13 protein-coding genes are annotated in these 17,080 nt (G+C 37.7%); 11 read left to right on the forward strand and 2 right to left on the reverse strand.

Features of this window, described 5'->3' with window-relative positions:
* Window positions 1-141: 141 nt before the first annotated feature.
* The 5 genes from IIC38_11345 to nrdR all read left to right on the forward strand — a co-directional run bounded on the left by IIC38_11345 (window position 142) and on the right by nrdR (window position 5,808).
* Entirely contained in the window at window positions 142-1,296 is a 1,155-nt protein-coding gene (locus IIC38_11345; GenBank protein MCH8126544.1) for a hypothetical protein, read from the forward strand.
* A gap of 10 nt (window positions 1,297-1,306) precedes the next feature.
* Window positions 1,307-2,509 (forward strand): hypothetical protein, encoded by a 1,203-nt coding sequence (locus IIC38_11350; protein ID MCH8126545.1) that lies wholly within the window; start codon window positions 1,307-1,309, stop codon window positions 2,507-2,509.
* A gap of 140 nt (window positions 2,510-2,649) precedes the next feature.
* Entirely contained in the window at window positions 2,650-3,933 is a 1,284-nt protein-coding gene (locus IIC38_11355; protein MCH8126546.1) for a tetratricopeptide repeat protein, read from the forward strand.
* A gap of 108 nt (window positions 3,934-4,041) precedes the next feature.
* Window positions 4,042-5,343: a serine hydroxymethyltransferase gene (locus IIC38_11360; GenBank protein ID MCH8126547.1), complete on the forward strand. Its 1,302-nt coding sequence runs from the start codon at window positions 4,042-4,044 to the stop codon at window positions 5,341-5,343.
* Between the two features lie 15 nt (window positions 5,344-5,358).
* Window positions 5,359-5,808 (forward strand): transcriptional repressor NrdR, encoded by a 450-nt coding sequence (gene nrdR / locus IIC38_11365; GenBank protein MCH8126548.1) that lies wholly within the window; start codon window positions 5,359-5,361, stop codon window positions 5,806-5,808.
* Window positions 5,809-6,007: 199 nt separating this feature from the next.
* Here nrdR and IIC38_11370 read toward each other — a convergent pair whose 3' ends face one another.
* On the reverse strand, window positions 6,008-7,816 hold the full coding sequence (locus IIC38_11370; GenBank protein ID MCH8126549.1) for a peptidylprolyl isomerase: 1,809 nt from the start codon (window positions 7,814-7,816) through the stop codon (window positions 6,008-6,010).
* A 136-nt stretch (window positions 7,817-7,952) separates the two neighbouring features.
* A complete protein-coding gene (locus IIC38_11375; protein ID MCH8126550.1) occupies window positions 7,953-9,152 on the reverse strand; it encodes an NTP transferase domain-containing protein in 1,200 nt (399 codons plus the stop codon).
* 344 nt (window positions 9,153-9,496) lie between these two features.
* Here IIC38_11375 and uvrB point away from each other — a divergent pair, with 344 nt between their 5' ends.
* The 6 genes from uvrB to IIC38_11405 all read left to right on the forward strand — a co-directional run bounded on the left by uvrB (window position 9,497) and on the right by IIC38_11405 (window position 17,046).
* Window positions 9,497-11,494, forward strand: a complete 1,998-nt coding sequence (gene uvrB / locus IIC38_11380; protein MCH8126551.1) for an excinuclease ABC subunit UvrB — start codon at window positions 9,497-9,499, stop codon at window positions 11,492-11,494.
* A gap of 69 nt (window positions 11,495-11,563) precedes the next feature.
* Window positions 11,564-12,574, forward strand: a complete 1,011-nt coding sequence (locus IIC38_11385; GenBank protein ID MCH8126552.1) for a Gfo/Idh/MocA family oxidoreductase — start codon at window positions 11,564-11,566, stop codon at window positions 12,572-12,574.
* Window positions 12,575-12,582: 8 nt separating this feature from the next.
* The gene (lpxB, locus tag IIC38_11390; GenBank protein ID MCH8126553.1) at window positions 12,583-13,716 is read left to right on the forward strand and encodes a lipid-A-disaccharide synthase; all 1,134 of its coding nucleotides are present in this window, start codon (window positions 12,583-12,585) and stop codon (window positions 13,714-13,716) included.
* Window positions 13,713-14,387, forward strand: a complete 675-nt coding sequence (locus IIC38_11395; GenBank protein MCH8126554.1) for a lysophospholipid acyltransferase family protein — start codon at window positions 13,713-13,715, stop codon at window positions 14,385-14,387. The genes lpxB and IIC38_11395 overlap by 4 nt, the downstream gene beginning before the upstream one ends.
* Entirely contained in the window at window positions 14,368-15,429 is a 1,062-nt protein-coding gene (gene lpxK / locus IIC38_11400; GenBank protein ID MCH8126555.1) for a tetraacyldisaccharide 4'-kinase, read from the forward strand. Before IIC38_11395 ends, lpxK begins: the two co-directional genes overlap by 20 nt.
* Window positions 15,430-15,726: 297 nt before the next feature.
* Window positions 15,727-17,046: a sigma-54-dependent Fis family transcriptional regulator gene (locus tag IIC38_11405; protein ID MCH8126556.1), complete on the forward strand. Its 1,320-nt coding sequence runs from the start codon at window positions 15,727-15,729 to the stop codon at window positions 17,044-17,046.
* Window positions 17,047-17,080 lie beyond the last annotated feature (34 nt).

A 17,080-nucleotide genomic window follows, 5' to 3' on the forward strand; every position in this document is an offset into this window, starting at 1 on the left:
ATTTAACCTGGTTGAAATGGTCATTAAAAAAGGCCGGACCGTGTTTGCCAGAGGGACTGTTGTATCAGAGGAACTTTACGATTGAACTCCAGTAAAAAAATAGTATTCATTATTTATTTGATGTAAGAAGGAGCAAGTTTTTTGAGAAAAATAATCACCCCCCAATTGTTTTTATTGTTACTGCTTTCAGTTTCCATTTCCTGTTCATCTTCGGATAACCCCTTCAGTTTAAGTGATGTTGAGAGAAGTGAATTTATTTCCGTTCTGAAAGTCGAATTGGTTGGCGCCGAAAATGAAACAACAGTAGATAAGGCAGTCCCTGAGATAGGGACAAGTGACCAATTATTAGTCGGAAAATATAGGGGCGTAGAAAGTGGGATAGTCGTTAAATTTGAGTCAATCAGTGATAATATATCCGGCACTATTAAAGAAGCCTTATTGATTTTTAATCAAATTGGCAATATAACCGGTGATTCTACAAACAGCATTTCTGTTGAAGCTCATGAGGTGACAACTTCTTGGACAACTGAAAACGTCGATCCGGCGGCAATTTTATTGTCATCCGGAACAGAACTTTTGGGTAGTGTAACATTTGCTATAGATAGTACTGGCCTGGATACGATTCGTATTTCCGAAGAGCTTGTTCAACGTTGGTTAGACCAACCCGGTTCTAACAATGGTGTCCTGGTTTTGGCTCCGAATGCAGAAGATATATTCGTATATTCATCTGATGAAAAAAGTCTTGGGCCTATTTTAGCTTTGACCTATATTGAAAATGATTCCACAAAAAATGTTACATTATCAGATTCTGATGCTTCTTCAGTTTTCACCTTTGAAGCCATACCTGCCGATCGGCATTCTATTTCAACTGGATTGGAATCGGAGTTATTTATCAGTTTTTCTTTTCCGGACATCCCGGATAATGCCACGATCAATTTTGCAAATATTGTTATGAAAGTTGATACAGCTAATTCAATTTTTCCGTCTACTGAAACTTTCTTTTCGCTTACAAGGATAATCGCAATTTTGAGTGATGGTCAATTTACCGGTGAGGTTGACTCCACAGTTATTGGCCTTACGAATTACAATAACGGCCCGCAGTTGACCGTTGAAATTACTGCGTTGCTTCAGTTGGCAATCAATGAGAAAAAGGAAGATTTCGGATTTCGTATAGCTACTTTGGATCCTACCAGAAGCATCTTTAGAACATTGCTATATACGAGCGAAGCGGATTCAACCAATAAACCCAGAGCGGAAATATTCTATACTCTTCCACCAGTATCCCAAAGCAATTAATGGAGGCTTCATGTTTCAGAAGTTAAATAAAGTTTTAGTTTTTTTTATTTTTTCCCTTTCATGCTCAACAGTTTCTTTTGCAGATGGTTCGATTTATTCGCTACGGGGGCTTGGGCTTCAGTATCATTATTATGGGAATCGCGCAACAGGAATGGGCGGAGCGATTATTGCGATCTCAGATCCAAATGATTTAAATTGGTTAAACCCTGCTGCTTTGGCGGGAATTAACCGGGTCCGATTTTCTTCCCAATTTATTATGCAAACTCTAAATATAGAAAATAGCAACCAAAAACATAAAACAAATTATGCTAATTTTAACGGGTTTATGGGAGCATTTCCAATATCTTCCGGAATCGGAATTGGCTTTGGTTTGCAACCGATTACCAAAATAAATTATAGTTTCGAAACGCTAGATACAATAGGTGTTTACGACTACACTACGTCTGTGAACAGCTTTGGGGGTCTTAATCGTGTTTTTATTTCAAGTGGATTTAAAATTCATTCCAGATTGCGATTGGGAGTCAGTTTCAGCTATGTGTTTGGGAAAGCCAATGAAGATTGGCGAGTTAATTATGTAAGTGAACGCTTCATAGACACACGTGACGAATTTAGTTCAAGATTTAAAGGATTTAGCACAAGGTTTGGTGCTGTACTAAATCCAATAAAAGGATTAAACATCGGTGGAGTTTATGAAACTAAATACGATTTGAGTCGAAATTTTGAAGAAGTTTATTTCGGTAATCAAACTATTACCAGCACCTCTGATTTTGATTTTCCAGGTTTGTGGGGAGTTGGAATTTCTTATCAAATGAAGCAGAAATTTCTTTTGGCATTTGATTATGTAAATCAAGATTGGAGTACATATCCCTCAAATACTCAAAATAGTATTTCGGAATTTACTAATTTTGAGCGGATTTCCTTCGGTCTGGAATATACTCCAGCAGTGGATAAATTCGCTAAGTTTCTTCAGAGAAGCAAATACAGAATTGGTTTCGCAATGGAGCAACCATATGTGCTTGATTATTCAGGAAGAGAATTATCAACTATTTTTGTGACTGCCGGGTTAGGAATACCTTTTGCCAGCCGTAGCGGATCAATTGATCTGGCAATTGAATATGGTAAACGAGGCAGCGTATCTGATAATACTTTCGAGGAACAGATATTTCGACTTAGCTTTTATGTTACCGGCGGTGAGTTGTGGTTCCAGCGATAATAAGCCAAAATTAATACATGTAATTCTTGTAACAAATCCTTCAAAAATACCTTGACATTAGAACTATTATTTACTTAATTTTGCATTGATGTTTAGAATTCAACTAGAAATATGTTCAAAAAAAAATCGGAGGTCATCAATTGAAGAAAAAACTTAAATTAAGTCGGAAAACGTTTTCTGTTTGGGGAATTTTATTAGGGCCATTTCTTCTCTATCTTATTTATACAATCGGTTGTACACAGTCAGCAGGAACCAAGCAGGCTATGAGTCCGGAGAGGAAAAAAGCGATTGAAGATTCTCTTCAAAAAGTCAAAGAATTTGAGATTACTAAAAATTGGAGTACGGCTTTCGAGTACTACAAAAACGAAAACTATACTGATGCAAAACGTTATATAATGAAAGTCATCCAATTAGATCCTGAAATGCAATTAGCTGATAAAATTCATTACAATGATATTTATGCACGCCTGTCAAATTGCTATGTCAAAGCTAATATGCCGGATAGCGCCCAAAGTGCTCTTGAGCAGGGATTAAAATACTTCCCGGATAATATTTACTTGCACGAGAGTTTAGGTTTCATGTTTCGGAAGAGAAATCAATTTGATGGTGCGATAAAACATTATAAAAAAGTCTCTGAATTACAAACTGACAAATCTGAAATTTATAAAATACTTGGGGATTTATATCGACGTACGCAACAAATTGATCTCGCTATTGAGCAATATGAGAATTATACTAAATTAGAGCCAAATGATCGAGATGCCAAGGACACATTGACCGGGATGTACAGTGCCACCGGAAGAAGTGAAGATGCATTAGCTAGTAAAGAAAAAATGTTAGAAGAGAATCCCGAAGATGCTGGTCTAATGTACGAATTGGCAACGGTTTATTTTGATGAAGGTAATTATCCTAAAGCTATAGTTATGTTTAATCGTTTGTTGCAAAAAGAACCTAAAAACACTGATGCTTTGAATAATGTTGTGGAAGCTCATCTCAACACAGAAAATTATAGCAGCGCACTGAATGTCCTCCAAAAAATTCTAAATTTGGATAAGAATAATATCAATGTTATAATCAAAATGTCTGACGTTTACCGGACTCAAATTCGTTATACTACAGCCAGAAATTGGGCCAGGAGGGCACTTAAAATCGATAGAAACAGTGGACTAGCCTTTATTTCAATTGGTAAAACTTATCAAGAAGCAGCTAAAACTTGCGTTGATAAAAAGGGTTCATTTAAATATGATGATCGATTGGTTTATCAAAAAGCTTACAATGAATTTAAAAAAGCCTCTCGTGATCCATTTATGAAAGGACAAGCTGAAAGACATATGAAAGGTATTGAAGGAAATTTACCGACGGCAGAAGATAAATTCATGAATACTTATACAGAACCTAAAGAAGCTTGCTACAAATGGATTTAAGTGGAGATTAATTTCATATTGCTCTTTTGAAAGTTTATATTAGTTTGATGAAAAATTGGCGTCTGTATGACGCCAATTTTTTTTAATAGTGTCCTAAAGGATTTAAGCATGTTTCGGTATGATGAATTGCGAGATACGGATGTTGAAGTATATGATTCCATAGTAGGAGAAATTCGTCGGCAAAACAATGTGCTTGAGTTAATCGCTTCGGAGAATTTTGTTAGCTTAGCTGTAGCCCAGGCGCTTGGAAATGTAATGACGAATAAATATGCCGAGGGATTACCATCCAAAAGATATTATGGGGGCTGTGAGTTTGTGGATATTGCCGAAAATCTCGCACGCGAACGCGCTAAACAATTATTTGATGCAGATCATGTAAATGTTCAGCCGCATTCTGGCGCTCAAGCAAACATGGCTGCTTTCCTGGCATTTCTAAAACCTGGTGATAAAATTATGGGGATGAATTTAGCACACGGTGGACACTTAACCCATGGCAGCCCAGTTAATATTTCCGGGAAATATTTTAAGATTATTCCTTATGGGGTTCGTAGAGATACAGGTTATATTGATATGGATGAAGTAGAATCGCTGGCTAAGAAAGAGCGACCAAAGTTGATTCTCGCTGGTGCAAGCGCTTATTCAAGAGAAATTGATTACAAAGCATTTCGTCTCATTGCTGATCAAACCGGGGCAAAATTAATGGCAGATATCGCACATCCGGCTGGCTTAATAGCATCCGGACTCATAAAAAGTCCCATACCCTACACTCATGTTGTAACGACTACGACTCATAAAACATTACGAGGGCCACGCGGCGGAATGATAATGGTAGGTAGAGATGGTGAAAATGATATGGGCATAACCACACCCAAAGGCAAGGTTAGAAAATGGTCGGAGTTGATCGATAGTGCTGTGTTCCCGGGTATTCAAGGTGGTCCCTTAATGCATGTGATTGCTGCAAAAGCAGTTGCATTTAAAGAAGCCCTTCAACCTGGTTTTATTGAGTATTCAAAACAGGTTATTCAAAATGCGAAAACGATGGCTGCCGAGTTATTGGAAAAAGGTTATGATATTGTTTCCGGGGGAACTGATACACATTTGATTCTTGTTGATTTAAGCAACCGTGGAATTACAGGTAAAATAGCAGAACGTGCATTGGAGAATTCGGGAATAACGGCAAATAAAAATATGGTTCCATTTGATACCCAAAGTCCTTTTGTAACCAGTGGAATTCGTATTGGTACACCGGCGTTGACCACAAGAGGGATGAAGGAAGAACAAATGCGAATCATTGCATCGCTCATCGATAAGATATTAACTTCTCCTGATGATGAAAATATTACAAGGGAAGTTCAAAATGAAGTCCAAAATTTGTGTGAACAATTTCCATTATATACACTGCCTAATTAAAGTTGGGACTTAAATATGAAATGTCCATATTGCGGCGTAAATTCCGATAAAGTCATTGACTCCCGGGAAATAACAAATGGATACATCATAAGACGAAGACGTAATTGTTTAAATTGTAAGAGAAAATTCACAACGAAAGAATTTGTTGTCGATTTACCTATTGTTATCATTAAGCACGGGGGTATTCGAGAGGCTTTTGATCGGAAAAAATTACAAAAAGGAATTGTAAGAGCTTGCAATAAACGGCCAATTTCGGCAGAACAAATAGATCAAATTGTGGGTCAAATTGAAGGGGAGTTGCAAGATTTAAAAACTAGGGAAATTGAAGCTCATATAGTAGGCGATTGCGTAATGAAACATCTACGAAAAATTGATGACGTTGCCTACATTCGATTCGCATCTGTTTATCATAAATTTGAAAGCAAAGAAGAATTTTTGGTAGAACTTAAACGACTGCAAAAGTAACCAGGGCGATATCAGATCAATTTTAAAAGGAATGTTTTTGCAAAAGGGGTTGTAATTTCGTTAAATAAATTTAAGAAAAAGTTCAGGCAGAAATAAGGCCATCCTAAATATCGATTAAATACATCACGAGCTCTCAACAGTAGATTGAATGGCCTAGCAATGAGAGATTAAAAATTGGATTGTTAACAACCTATTTCTTTTAAGATCTGTTTGGCCGTGAATCTTTTATTTCAGCTTGTTCTTTTAGATGAGCATACCAATATGTAAATGATTGTTGCCGTTTTTGATTCAATAATTGTTGATAAAGTAAAGCTTTTTGTGTCTCGAATCCTGCTTCATCTATGGCTAGCTTATTGACTAGCTTAATCAGGTAATATCCTCGAATCCCCTCAACCGGTTCTGAAATTTCATTATCATTCAAAGAGAAAGTCGTTCCGATGAATTCGGGGTCCCTACCAACTGAAGGAATGGTTTCATCCCTCGTAAAGTTAGTAGTGGTTTTGATTTCCAGGGAATCTTCGGCCGCAATTCGTTCGAAATCATCCGAGACAGTCATTCTTGATCTAATTTTTGCTGCTTTTTGGTGAGCCATTTCTTTACGCATATCAGCTCGTAGAATATTACGAATACTAATTTGAACGTCATCGATTGGTTTAATTCTTTTTTCTTGAATTTCACTAACAGAGGCAACAATAAACCCTTGATCGGTTTCAAATGGCTCCTCACGGACCGCTCCTATTTCAGAATTAAACACAAATTGACTGATGTCGTTCGAAAAGCCGATGCCGGGTATAAAGCCGCCGGCATTAAAAAAAGCAGAACTAATGATGGTTAATGTGGAGTCATTGGCGATTAATTCGTCTAACTCATCATCTTCTAATGCAATTGCATCCATTGCGAATAACATTGCTTTGGTTTGCAAATCTCTTTGAGTTTGACTCCCAGGTTCAAATTTCAAAAGAATATGACTGGCACGTACTTTTTCTTCACCATCTTCAGTTTTTTTCTCTTCTACTTTTAACAGGTGGAGCCCAAACTGGGTTTCAATCGGACCGACGACTTCTCCTACGTTTGCACCAAATGCTGCGTCTTCAAACGGTTTCACCATGGCGTTTTTCCCAAAAAATCCAAGGCTACCACCTGATCCTTGTGCAGTAGGATCTTCAGAAAAGGTTTCCGCGAGGGAGGCAAAATCCTCGCCATTGTTTATCCTAACAAGCAGATCCTGTGCTTCATTCAACACTGCTTGAGAATCATAAGCGGTTGGAATTAAAGGAAATAGAACATAATCTATTCTTCGTTTTTCTACTTCCCTGTATTTCTCCTGATTTTCATTATAGTAGGTTTCTATATCATTTTCGTCAATTTGAATATCCTCTGAAATGTAGTCATTAGGATTAAAGAAAATATATTTCACATTTGCTTTTTCATTTTTCTTTACATATTCCCATCTAATTTGTTCGGGAGTGATAATCGTAGCGGCAGAAATGAGATTTTGTAATTTTTGGTAAGGAAGCGTTGATCTGATATATTGTTCAACAGGCAGCCAATCATTTCTGGGGTCTGAAAGGGCTTGACGATATTTTACCATATCGAAATAACCATCTGTCTGGAAGGTTTCATTTGTCCTAATGAGGTCAGGTGGATTATCTTTAATTATGGATATTACCTCACTATCAGTCGCAGCTATTCCTCTGCGCTTAATTTCTCTTAGCATTAATATTTCCTGTATCATCACTTCCCAAACCTGGTTTTCTATCTGATCCATTTCCTGGTCGGTAATTTCTCCGTTTCCCTGGCTCCTTCTAAAATCAATAATGTTTTGAATACTTTGGTAATATTGGTCGGCCATAATTTTTTCACCATCAACTTCACCCAGCACGTTAGTTCGGGTTCTCAACCCCGTAATGTCCATGCCCCATTCGAACACGATTAAGCCGACAAAAGAGCCGGCAATGACCCACACAAATATTTTGGCAACGGATCCTCTTAATTTTTGCATTACCATTTTATAGATTCCTTCTTTGGTTGAAACTAAAAACTAGTTTTAATTAAATTTTCTATTTTTATAAAGCTTTAATTTACGATGGAATTTGCCATCCATCCAACGAATTTACCAGAAAATAAATTGAAAATAAATGAGTTTAATTCCCCATCAAATCATTCTCAATATGCTGCCCCACTTTCGTTTTAATTTTTGGCCAAATTTTTTTACCCGGTTCTATTTGGTTATGATCTGCTAAAAGAACATCATCACCCAGAGTTGCTCCCAGGTTTGTTAGGCCTGTATCGATCACCTGGTTTTTAATTTTACTTTTTATTGTTAGATGATCTTTAGAAGCGTGTTTTAGAATACAACTCTCACCGAGATTGACTCTTTCTCCGAGAACAGAATGTGAAATTTTACATAAATTGCCAATTTTGCTTGAACCCATGATTATTGAATTCTCTATCTGGCATCTAGTTCCGATCTGTGTATTGTTACCAATCGTTGTGTGTGGCCCGACTTTTGAGGATTTACCGATTACACAATTGGAGCCTATGCAAACCGGACCTTCAATAGTTACACTTTCTTGGATAATACTATCATGACCAAGTTGGAGGGTGCCATTTAATTCCACGGAATTTTCCAAATGACCATCTATTATGTGATCAAAATTATGTTCAAAAAAATAGGTTTGAGTCTTTAATAAATCCCACGGATATCCTGTTGGCAACCAATATTCTTTCAAAGAGATTACTTGAAACGGTTGTTGTCTGGCAATATTGAGTACAGCGGAAGTAAGTTCGATTTCTCCACGTTCACTTAACGGCGTTTTCTCAAGTTCATTAAAAATAGAAGAATCAAAAAGATAGCAGCCGACATTAGCTAGGTTACCAATATTTTCTTTTGGCTTTTCAACCAAGTTCAGAACTATGCCTTCATCATTTACCTGGTACACGCCATATAACGATGGATCTTTAACGATCATTGCCAACGCAGCATAGCGAAAATGCAATAATTTCATAATATCGCTTTTTGCGAATAAATCATCCCCATTCATCACGATACATCTATCAGTCACATAATGTGCCGCTTGTAAAACAGCATGTCCGGTGCCCAATTGTTCTTTTTGTTCAACATAAGTTAGTTTAATGCCTTTGTAATTTGAACCCAGGGTTTCTTGAATCATATCTTTACGATAACCGACAATCAAAATGACTTCTTGAACAATATCTACCAATTGATCGAGGTTATAATAAATCGACGGTTTGTTAAGTACCGGTAATAGTGGCTTTGGCCTTGTAAGGGTTAGAGGGTAGGTTCTAGTGCTTTTTCCTGCTACCATCATAATAGCTTGCATTCAATTCTCCATTGAGTTGATTGAATTCATAATACAACGTGAGTTCCATATAATTTAATTAAGCTTAAGGAAAGCATTCAAAATTTGCAGCCTTCGACTCCGCTCAGGCAGCCGAATTTAAGCCATGGTGAGCGGAGTCGACCACGGATTCACTTTTATAGAACTCACGTTAATATAAAAATTAATGACCTAAATAATACTGGCAAAGTTGCACACAGTCAATTTAAAAACCCGTGCTAGTTTCAATTGAAGGAATTGTAACAGCCCAATCGTCCTTGATTTTACTTTAGTTCACTTCTATATTAAATATTCTGTTGAATAATGATAAATGAGAATTTTTTGGTATTATGGACAAATTTTTACTGAAGACACATTTTACTCCCAAAGGTGATCAAGAAAAAGCTATTCAAGAATTATCAGAAGGTTTCCAGCGAGGAGATAAATTTCAAACATTGTTAGGAGTTACCGGATCGGGAAAGACCTTCACGATGGCCAACGTAATTGCGAACCTTGGCCGGCCAACATTAATCATTTCTCACAATAAAACCTTGGCCGCACAATTATATGGCGAGTTCAAGACCTTTTTTCCTAATAATGCGGTTGGTTTTTTTATAAGCTATTTTGATTATTATCAACCCGAAGCTTATATGGTGACTACTGATACTTATATCGAAAAGGATTCATCAGTTAATGATGACATTGATCGATTACGATTGAAAGCCACAAGCGCTTTATTGGAACGGGAAGATGTGATTATCGTAGCTTCGGTTTCCTGTATTTATGGATTGGGTTCGCCGGATGAGTACAAAAACCTGATGCTGTATTTGGAACGCGGACAAAACATTGAAAGAGATGCAATCCTCAGAAAATTGGTGGATATTCATTATACCAGGAATGATTTTGATTTTCACCGTGGAACATTTCGCGTAAGGGGAGACGTAATTGAAATTTTTCCAGCTTATGATGAAATACCAATTCGCATTGAATTATTTGGCGATGAAGTGGATTCGATTTACAATGTGAATCAATTGACCGGAGAGATAATAAGTGATATGCCGCGGCTCGCACTCTATCCTGCAAAACATTATGTTACCAGCCAACCTCGGATGGAGAAAGCAATTGAATCGATTCGTCTTGAATTGCAAGAAAGATTGACAGAGTTGCGCACTCAGAATAAATTACTCGAAGCGCAGAGATTAGAAATGCGAACGAATTATGACATCGAAATGATGGAAGAGTTAGGGTATTGTTCGGGAATCGAAAACTATTCGAGACATTTAACAGATCGCCAAGCGGGTGAGCGGCCATTTACTCTCTTCAATTTTTTTCCAAAGGACCTCTTAACCATCATAGATGAATCCCATGCAACAGTTCCGCAAATTGGTGCAATGTATAGTGGTGATCGCTCCAGAAAAGAGGTACTGGTTGAACATGGTTTCAGACTACCTTCCGCGTTAGATAATCGGCCTCTGACGTTTGAGGAATTTGAATCCGTGGTTGATAAAGTTCTTTTTGTCTCTGCCACACCTGCAGAATTTGAATTGGAAAAATCCAAAGGAGTTGTGGTAGAACAAATCATTCGGCCTACCGGATTAATTGATCCTGAAATTGAAATCAGACCAACCAAAGGCCAAATTGATGATTTGATTGTTGAGACAAAAGAAAGAGCAGAAAACAAAGAACGAACATTGATAACCACTTTGACGAAAAGAATGGCCGAAGACTTAACCGATTATTTGGCAGATTCTGGGGTGCGTGTACGATATCTTCATTCTGAAATCAATGCTCTTGATCGGGTCCAGATATTGCGTGATTTAAGATTGGCTGAATTTGATGTACTTGTCGGAATAAATCTGTTACGAGAAGGACTTGATCTTCCGGAAGTTGCCCTTGTAGCCATTCTTGATGCAGATAAAGAAGGATTTTTAAGATCAGAAAGATCTCTTCTGCAGACTGCCGGCAGAGCTGCACGCAATGTTAATGGCAAGGTAATTTTTTATGCCGATGTGATAACCGATTCAATGAAAAAAGTAATCGATGAGACTAATCGCCGCCGTGCCATTCAACATCAAAATAATGTCGATAATAATTTGACGCCTACAACGATTTACAAATCCATCGATGATGTTATGGAAACAACACGAGTCGCTGATGCAAAAACCGTGAAATGGAAGAAAGCTTCATCCATCAGGTTACCTCGTGAGAATATGGCTATTGAAGAAACTTTGGAATTTTTAGAAAAAGAAATGCATACGGCTGCTGTTAAACTTGAATTTGAATTAGCGGCTGAAATCCGGGATGAGATTGAAAAACATAAAAGTAAATATACCAGCCGAAAATAGGAAGTATTACACTTTCAAAATTGTCTGCTTTCTGAGTCTGAGATCCACAATATTTAGCAAGGAGGATTTTTGAATAGGGTGAAAATTGGTGTTATTGGAGTTGGTAAACTTGGAATTTTCCATTTACAAAACCTTATGCAGATTCTTAATGCGGAAATTATCGGAGTTCATGATATCGATTTCAACCATGGAACCAAAATGGCATCGGAATATGATATCGAGTATTTTAAGAATTGTACGGACCTATTAGAACGGGTTGATGCCGTAACGATTGCTGTGCCTACCATAAGTCATTTTGAAGTTGGACTATTGGCTATGCAGCATGGCAAGGCTGCCTTTATTGAAAAGCCAATTGCGGCGACTATCCGGGAAGCCAAACAAATGGTCGAATATTCTTCTAAGAATTTAATCCCATTACAGATTGGTCACATCGAAAGATTCAATCCTGCCTTTCGTTGTTTGGTCCTGGAGGAAACCAATCCTATGTTCATAGAAGCCCATAGGCTGGCTTCTTTTGATCTCCGTGGGTCTGATGTAGCTGTTGTATTGGATTTAATGATTCATGATATTGATTTGGTATTGACAATCGTCAATAGCCCGATTAAGCGAATAGATGCCAATGGTGTGTCTGTTATTTCAGATTCTGAAGATATTGCCAATGCACGAATCCAATTCGAAAATGGCTGTGTCGCTAACTTAACGGCTAGTCGAATCTCATTAAAAAAGATGCGGAAAATGCGCCTTTTTCAACAAAATTCGTACATTTCAATGGATTTTCTGATTGGCCTTACGGAAGTGTACGCATTAAAAGAACTTCCTCAGAATATGGCAGCTACCACACCAATCCCCTGGGGTGTAATCGAAAAAGATGGATATCGTAAACAAATCACTTATGAAAAAAAGAAGGATGAAGAAAAAAATGCTTTAAAAGCAGAATTAATTGCTTTTGTAGATGCCATCCAAAAAGGGAATAAACCTATTGTCACCGGAGAAGATGGACTACGAGCGTTAGAAATTGCTGATCAAATACTACAACAAATCAAAATCAATAATCATAAAAATTCTTATCCGGTACTATAGGAATTAGAATGGATACGGTTTTAATCATTGCCGGGGAAAAATCCGGAGATCACCATGGCTCTGCTCTTGTGAGGGAGCTTTTGAAGATAGATTCTGCCTTAAATGTTTTTGGCATTGGTGGACCCTCTATGCGTGATGCGGGTGTAGATACTGTATATGACATTTCACAAATGGGCATCATCGGGATTTGGGAAGTTGTCAAACATTTACCATTTATTCACAAAGCAATCAATCATTTGAAGGAGTTGATAGAAACAAAGAATCCCCAATTGGTCATTTTGATTGATTATCCTGGATTCAATTTGAAAATTGCTCAATATGCACACTCAAGAGGAATTAAAGTTTTGTATTATATTAGCCCACAGGTTTGGGCCTGGGGTTCAGGGCGAATCAAAAAAATTGCGAAATGTGTGGACCACATGGCCGTAATTTTTGATTTTGAGCAATCATTATTTTCAAAACACGGAATTCAATCAACATTCGTTGGCCATCCACTTTTGGAAAGTGTGGAAGTCAAGTTAGGTAGAGAAGAGTTTCTATCGAAATATAATCTTCCCAGTGATAACCCAATTTTGGGATTGTTTCCAGGCAGCCGTGAGCAGGAGATTCAGCGAAATCTACCTGAAATGGTCAAAACGGCACATCTCTTTGTACAAAGCAATCCCAATTTTAAGATTGGATTAAGTTTAGCAGATAATTTGCCTATTGAAATTTACGCAAAGCACTTGGAAGGCACTTCCATTACGAATGTTTTAGACAACCAGGCATTGATGAGATATTCCGCTCTGTCTATTGTTGCTTCCGGTACCTCAACGCTGGAATCCGTAATTCTAAATACTCCATTTGTTGTTGTGTATCGAGTCTCACCAATTACATATTGGATTATAAAAAAAATATTCATAAGAATTGAAAACATCTCGTTGGTAAATATTGTTGCCGGCAAATTGGTTGTACCTGAGTTTATTCAATATGACTTCAAGGCCGAAAAAATAGCTCCTGTCCTGAATGATATTATGAAAGATGAAAAAGTACGTAACGAGATGTGCGCAGGATTTGAATTAGTTCGCCAAAAATTAGGTACCGCAGGAGCTTCTGCCCGCGTGGCAAAATTGGCTGCCTCAATACTAAGTGAGGGTTCGTGAGTTCTCTATCCGGTTTACCACTCAGGAAAAAGATTGAGTTTAATATTGCTGTTACTTTTGGGTGGGTAATTATATTTCTTCTTGGAAAAACCGTGAAGTTAAAATGCGATGGTCTACATCATTTGCTTGAACTTGAAAACCAGGGCTTACCTTATTTGATTTCAGCATGGCACGGCCGCTTATTAATGCCTTTATTTCGCTTTCGCCATAAAAAACTGATTGTTCTTGTCAGCCAGCATCTGGATGGGGAGATGATTGCGAGAAGCTTACATCGGTTGGGTTATCGTACAATCAGGGGAAGTAGCACCCGTGGTGGTTCCAAAGCTGTTCAAGAAATGGTGAAAACGATGAAAAATGGCAATAGTGCGGTTATCATACCAGATGGACCGACAGGCCCCCGGCATCAATTAAAAATGGGAGTTGTGTACATGGCAATGGTAGCCGGTGTGCCAATCATTCCAATGACTTTTTCAGCAAATTCGGCTTACGTTTTAAATAGTTGGGATCGCTTTTTGGTGCCTAAACCGTTTTCTTCTGTTTTGATAAAAATCGGTTCACCCATTGAAATACCGAAAAAATGTTCGAACCGTGAATTGGTTGTTTGGACACGAAAAGTCCAGCAGAAAATGGTAGACCAGGAGTTAGCTGCCGATGCCTTTTTCGCCGCCTAAACCGGTCTCTATCTTAACCTGGCCCTTTTCAAAAATATATGGAGCTGGAATCGAGCTGCGAAACCGTGGATTCAATTCAGGATTACTGCCAATTCAAAAACTTCCCAGACCGGTTATAAGTGTCGGTAATTTAACAGTAGGGGGGACAGGTAAAACCCCTGTTGTGGCTTATTTAGCAAAATTTCTAAAACAACATGGCTTGAAAGTGGCAGTACTTACCAGGGGATACAAAAGGGAAACTTCAAAGACAGTTATTTTAAAACAGGGTGATCTTGCTCAAATTCCTTTTCATGAAACAGGTGATGAAGCGAGAGTACTAGTACATCATGTGGGTAATGGGGGAGTTGTTATTGATCGCAATCGATTTCGCGGCGGAACCGTTGCCATAAACAATTTCAATCCTGATGTGTTTATTTTAGATGATGGTTTCCAACATCGGCGATTATTCAGAGAACTGGATATCGTTACGTTGGATGCAAAACTTCCATTTGGAAATAGACAACTGCTTCCATCCGGCCCTTTACGGGAATCTATAAAAAATATAAAGAGAGCGGATTTATTATGGATTACCCGGGTAAACCAATCAAGCTTTTCTGTAGAAGAAATAAAAAGTCAAATAAGTTATTCTGTCGATAAGCCTGCAGTCTTTTCAAACCATGAGCCTATTAAAGTAATTGATGTTGCCAGTGAATCAAAACTACCCATCGAATTTCTTAAAAATCGAAACGTAATTGCTTTTGCTGGAATTGCAAATCCCAATTCATTTCTTGAAACGTTGAAAAAATTGGGTGCAATCGTTGTTAGATTTCACAACTTTACAGATCACTTCATGTACACCAAAAAAGAAATTGAATTACTGGCAAATACGCTAAGCGGCTGTAATGCTGAAATTCTTATTACCACAGAGAAAGATGCAGTGCGTTTCTCGCGTGAGATTCTGCAAAATATTCCAAATCTTCATGTGTTGCAAGTGGGTATTCAACTCCTTAACGAAAAAGAAGAATTGAAAAAAATATTGAAAAATATTGTATTATTACAGTAAGTTGTAACAACTTGATGCAGTCTAAATTAGAAATATAACCTGTATCCAGTTTTATTTGTCATGTAAAGCTGCCTAAATGGTTTCCGGTCAGCTTGAAAAAATTAAGTCAAGCGCATAATTTGAGTGTTAAGCTATAAGTTAAATTTAGAAAAAACTTAGTAAAACTTTTCGGAAATAGTTCGATAAAAGATATGGAGTATTGCTATTAAAATATTAAGTTTCAGGTATGTGGAGACTATATAAGTGAAAAAACAATACAAAATTTTCATTGTAGATGACGACAAAAATATTCGTCGAATGATTGAAGTTCATCTTAAGAAGGATAAAATCTATGAGTCCATGCATGCTTCAAATGGTGAATCATGTTTGAAAATCCTGCAAGAAGAAGTGCCTGATTTAATTTTACTTGATATCCAGATGCCGGGTATTGATGGAATTGAAACTTTAGAACAAATAAAACAGCAATATTCCCGTATTCCTATTATCATGATGTCAGCTCATGGGACAATAGATATCGCTGTTCGCTCGATGAAATTGGGTGCATACGATTTTATTACAAAACCATTTTCAGGGGATCGTCTCAATATCACAGTAAGGAACGCGCTTGAAAGCAATGAACTTCGGGGTGAAGTTGAACAGCTTCGAAGGGAATTACAAGAAAAATACCAGTTCAAACATATCATTGGTCAAAGCGGGGCGATTCAAAATGTATTTCGTTCCGTATCAAAAGTAATAGATAGTAGTGTGACTGTGTTACTTTATGGTGAAAGTGGATCAGGTAAGGAATTAATAGCGCGTGCAATTCATTATGAAGGACAAAAACGCAGAAACAAACCATTCATTGCCGTAAACTGTTCGGCTTTACCTGACTCTCTTTTGGAAAGTGAATTATTCGGTCATGAAAAAGGTTCTTTTACAGGAGCCAGCCAAAGAAGAATAGGAAAATTCGAACAAGCTGATGGAGGAACGGTTTTCTTAGATGAGGTCGGTGAAATGGCGCCGTCTACTCAAGTTAAAGTTTTACGTGTACTTCAAGAAAGGGAGTTTGAGCGGGTAGGTGGAAACGAACTCGTTAAAGTTGATATTAGGCTGATCTCTGCGACTAATAAGGATTTAGAAGAAGCGGTTCGTAAGAGCGAATTCAGGGAAGATTTATTTTATCGTTTAAGCGTTTTTCCTATTAAGCTGCCTCCATTGAGGGAACGTAAAGATGACATTCCACTTCTTATTCAATTTTTCATCGAGAAATATACCGTTCGTGAGGAAAAAACGGTTAACTCAATGTCCTCGGATGCTATTGAATTGATGATGGCATATCATTGGCCGGGAAATATCCGGGAGTTGGAAAATGCAATCGAACGGGCGATAGTTCTGGTCACAACTTCAGAAATCGTTGCAAACGATTTACCTGCGAATGTTCGGGTGATCGGTGAACGGCGCGTTGTTGATACCAGTAAAACCTTAAATTCCTGGATTGAAAATCTTGAGGAGGAAGCCCTACGCAAAGCGCTTTTAGAATGTGAAGGGAATGTTTCCTTGACTGCCAGGAAGTTGGGTATCGGTAGGGCAACAATATACAGAAAGGCAAAAAAATACGGCTTGACAATAATCCGGTAAAATAATTCCATCCATATTTATTAATTCCATTTAA

The sequence above is a fragment of the candidate division KSB1 bacterium genome, from assembly GCA_022566355.1.
In the GTDB taxonomy this organism is placed as follows: domain Bacteria; phylum Zhuqueibacterota; class JdFR-76; order JdFR-76; family DREG01; genus JADFJB01.

Excerpts from the sequence above, each read along its gene's own strand:
- IIC38_11350 (MCH8126545.1), top strand. The coding sequence starts at position 1,307 with ATGTTTCAGAAGTTAAATAAAGTTTTAGTTTTTTTTATTTTTTCCCTT.
- IIC38_11360 (MCH8126547.1), top strand. The coding sequence starts at position 4,042 with ATGTTTCGGTATGATGAATTGCGAGATACGGATGTTGAAGTATATGAT.
- nrdR (MCH8126548.1), top strand. The coding sequence starts at position 5,359 with ATGAAATGTCCATATTGCGGCGTAAATTCCGATAAAGTCATTGACTCC.
- IIC38_11370 (MCH8126549.1), bottom strand. The coding sequence starts at position 7,816 with ATGGTAATGCAAAAATTAAGAGGATCCGTTGCCAAAATATTTGTGTGG.
- IIC38_11375 (MCH8126550.1), bottom strand. The coding sequence starts at position 9,152 with ATGCAAGCTATTATGATGGTAGCAGGAAAAAGCACTAGAACCTACCCT.
- lpxB (MCH8126553.1), top strand. The coding sequence starts at position 12,583 with ATGGATACGGTTTTAATCATTGCCGGGGAAAAATCCGGAGATCACCAT.
- lpxK (MCH8126555.1), top strand. The coding sequence starts at position 14,368 with ATGCCTTTTTCGCCGCCTAAACCGGTCTCTATCTTAACCTGGCCCTTT.
- IIC38_11405 (MCH8126556.1), top strand. The coding sequence starts at position 15,727 with ATGATTGAAGTTCATCTTAAGAAGGATAAAATCTATGAGTCCATGCAT.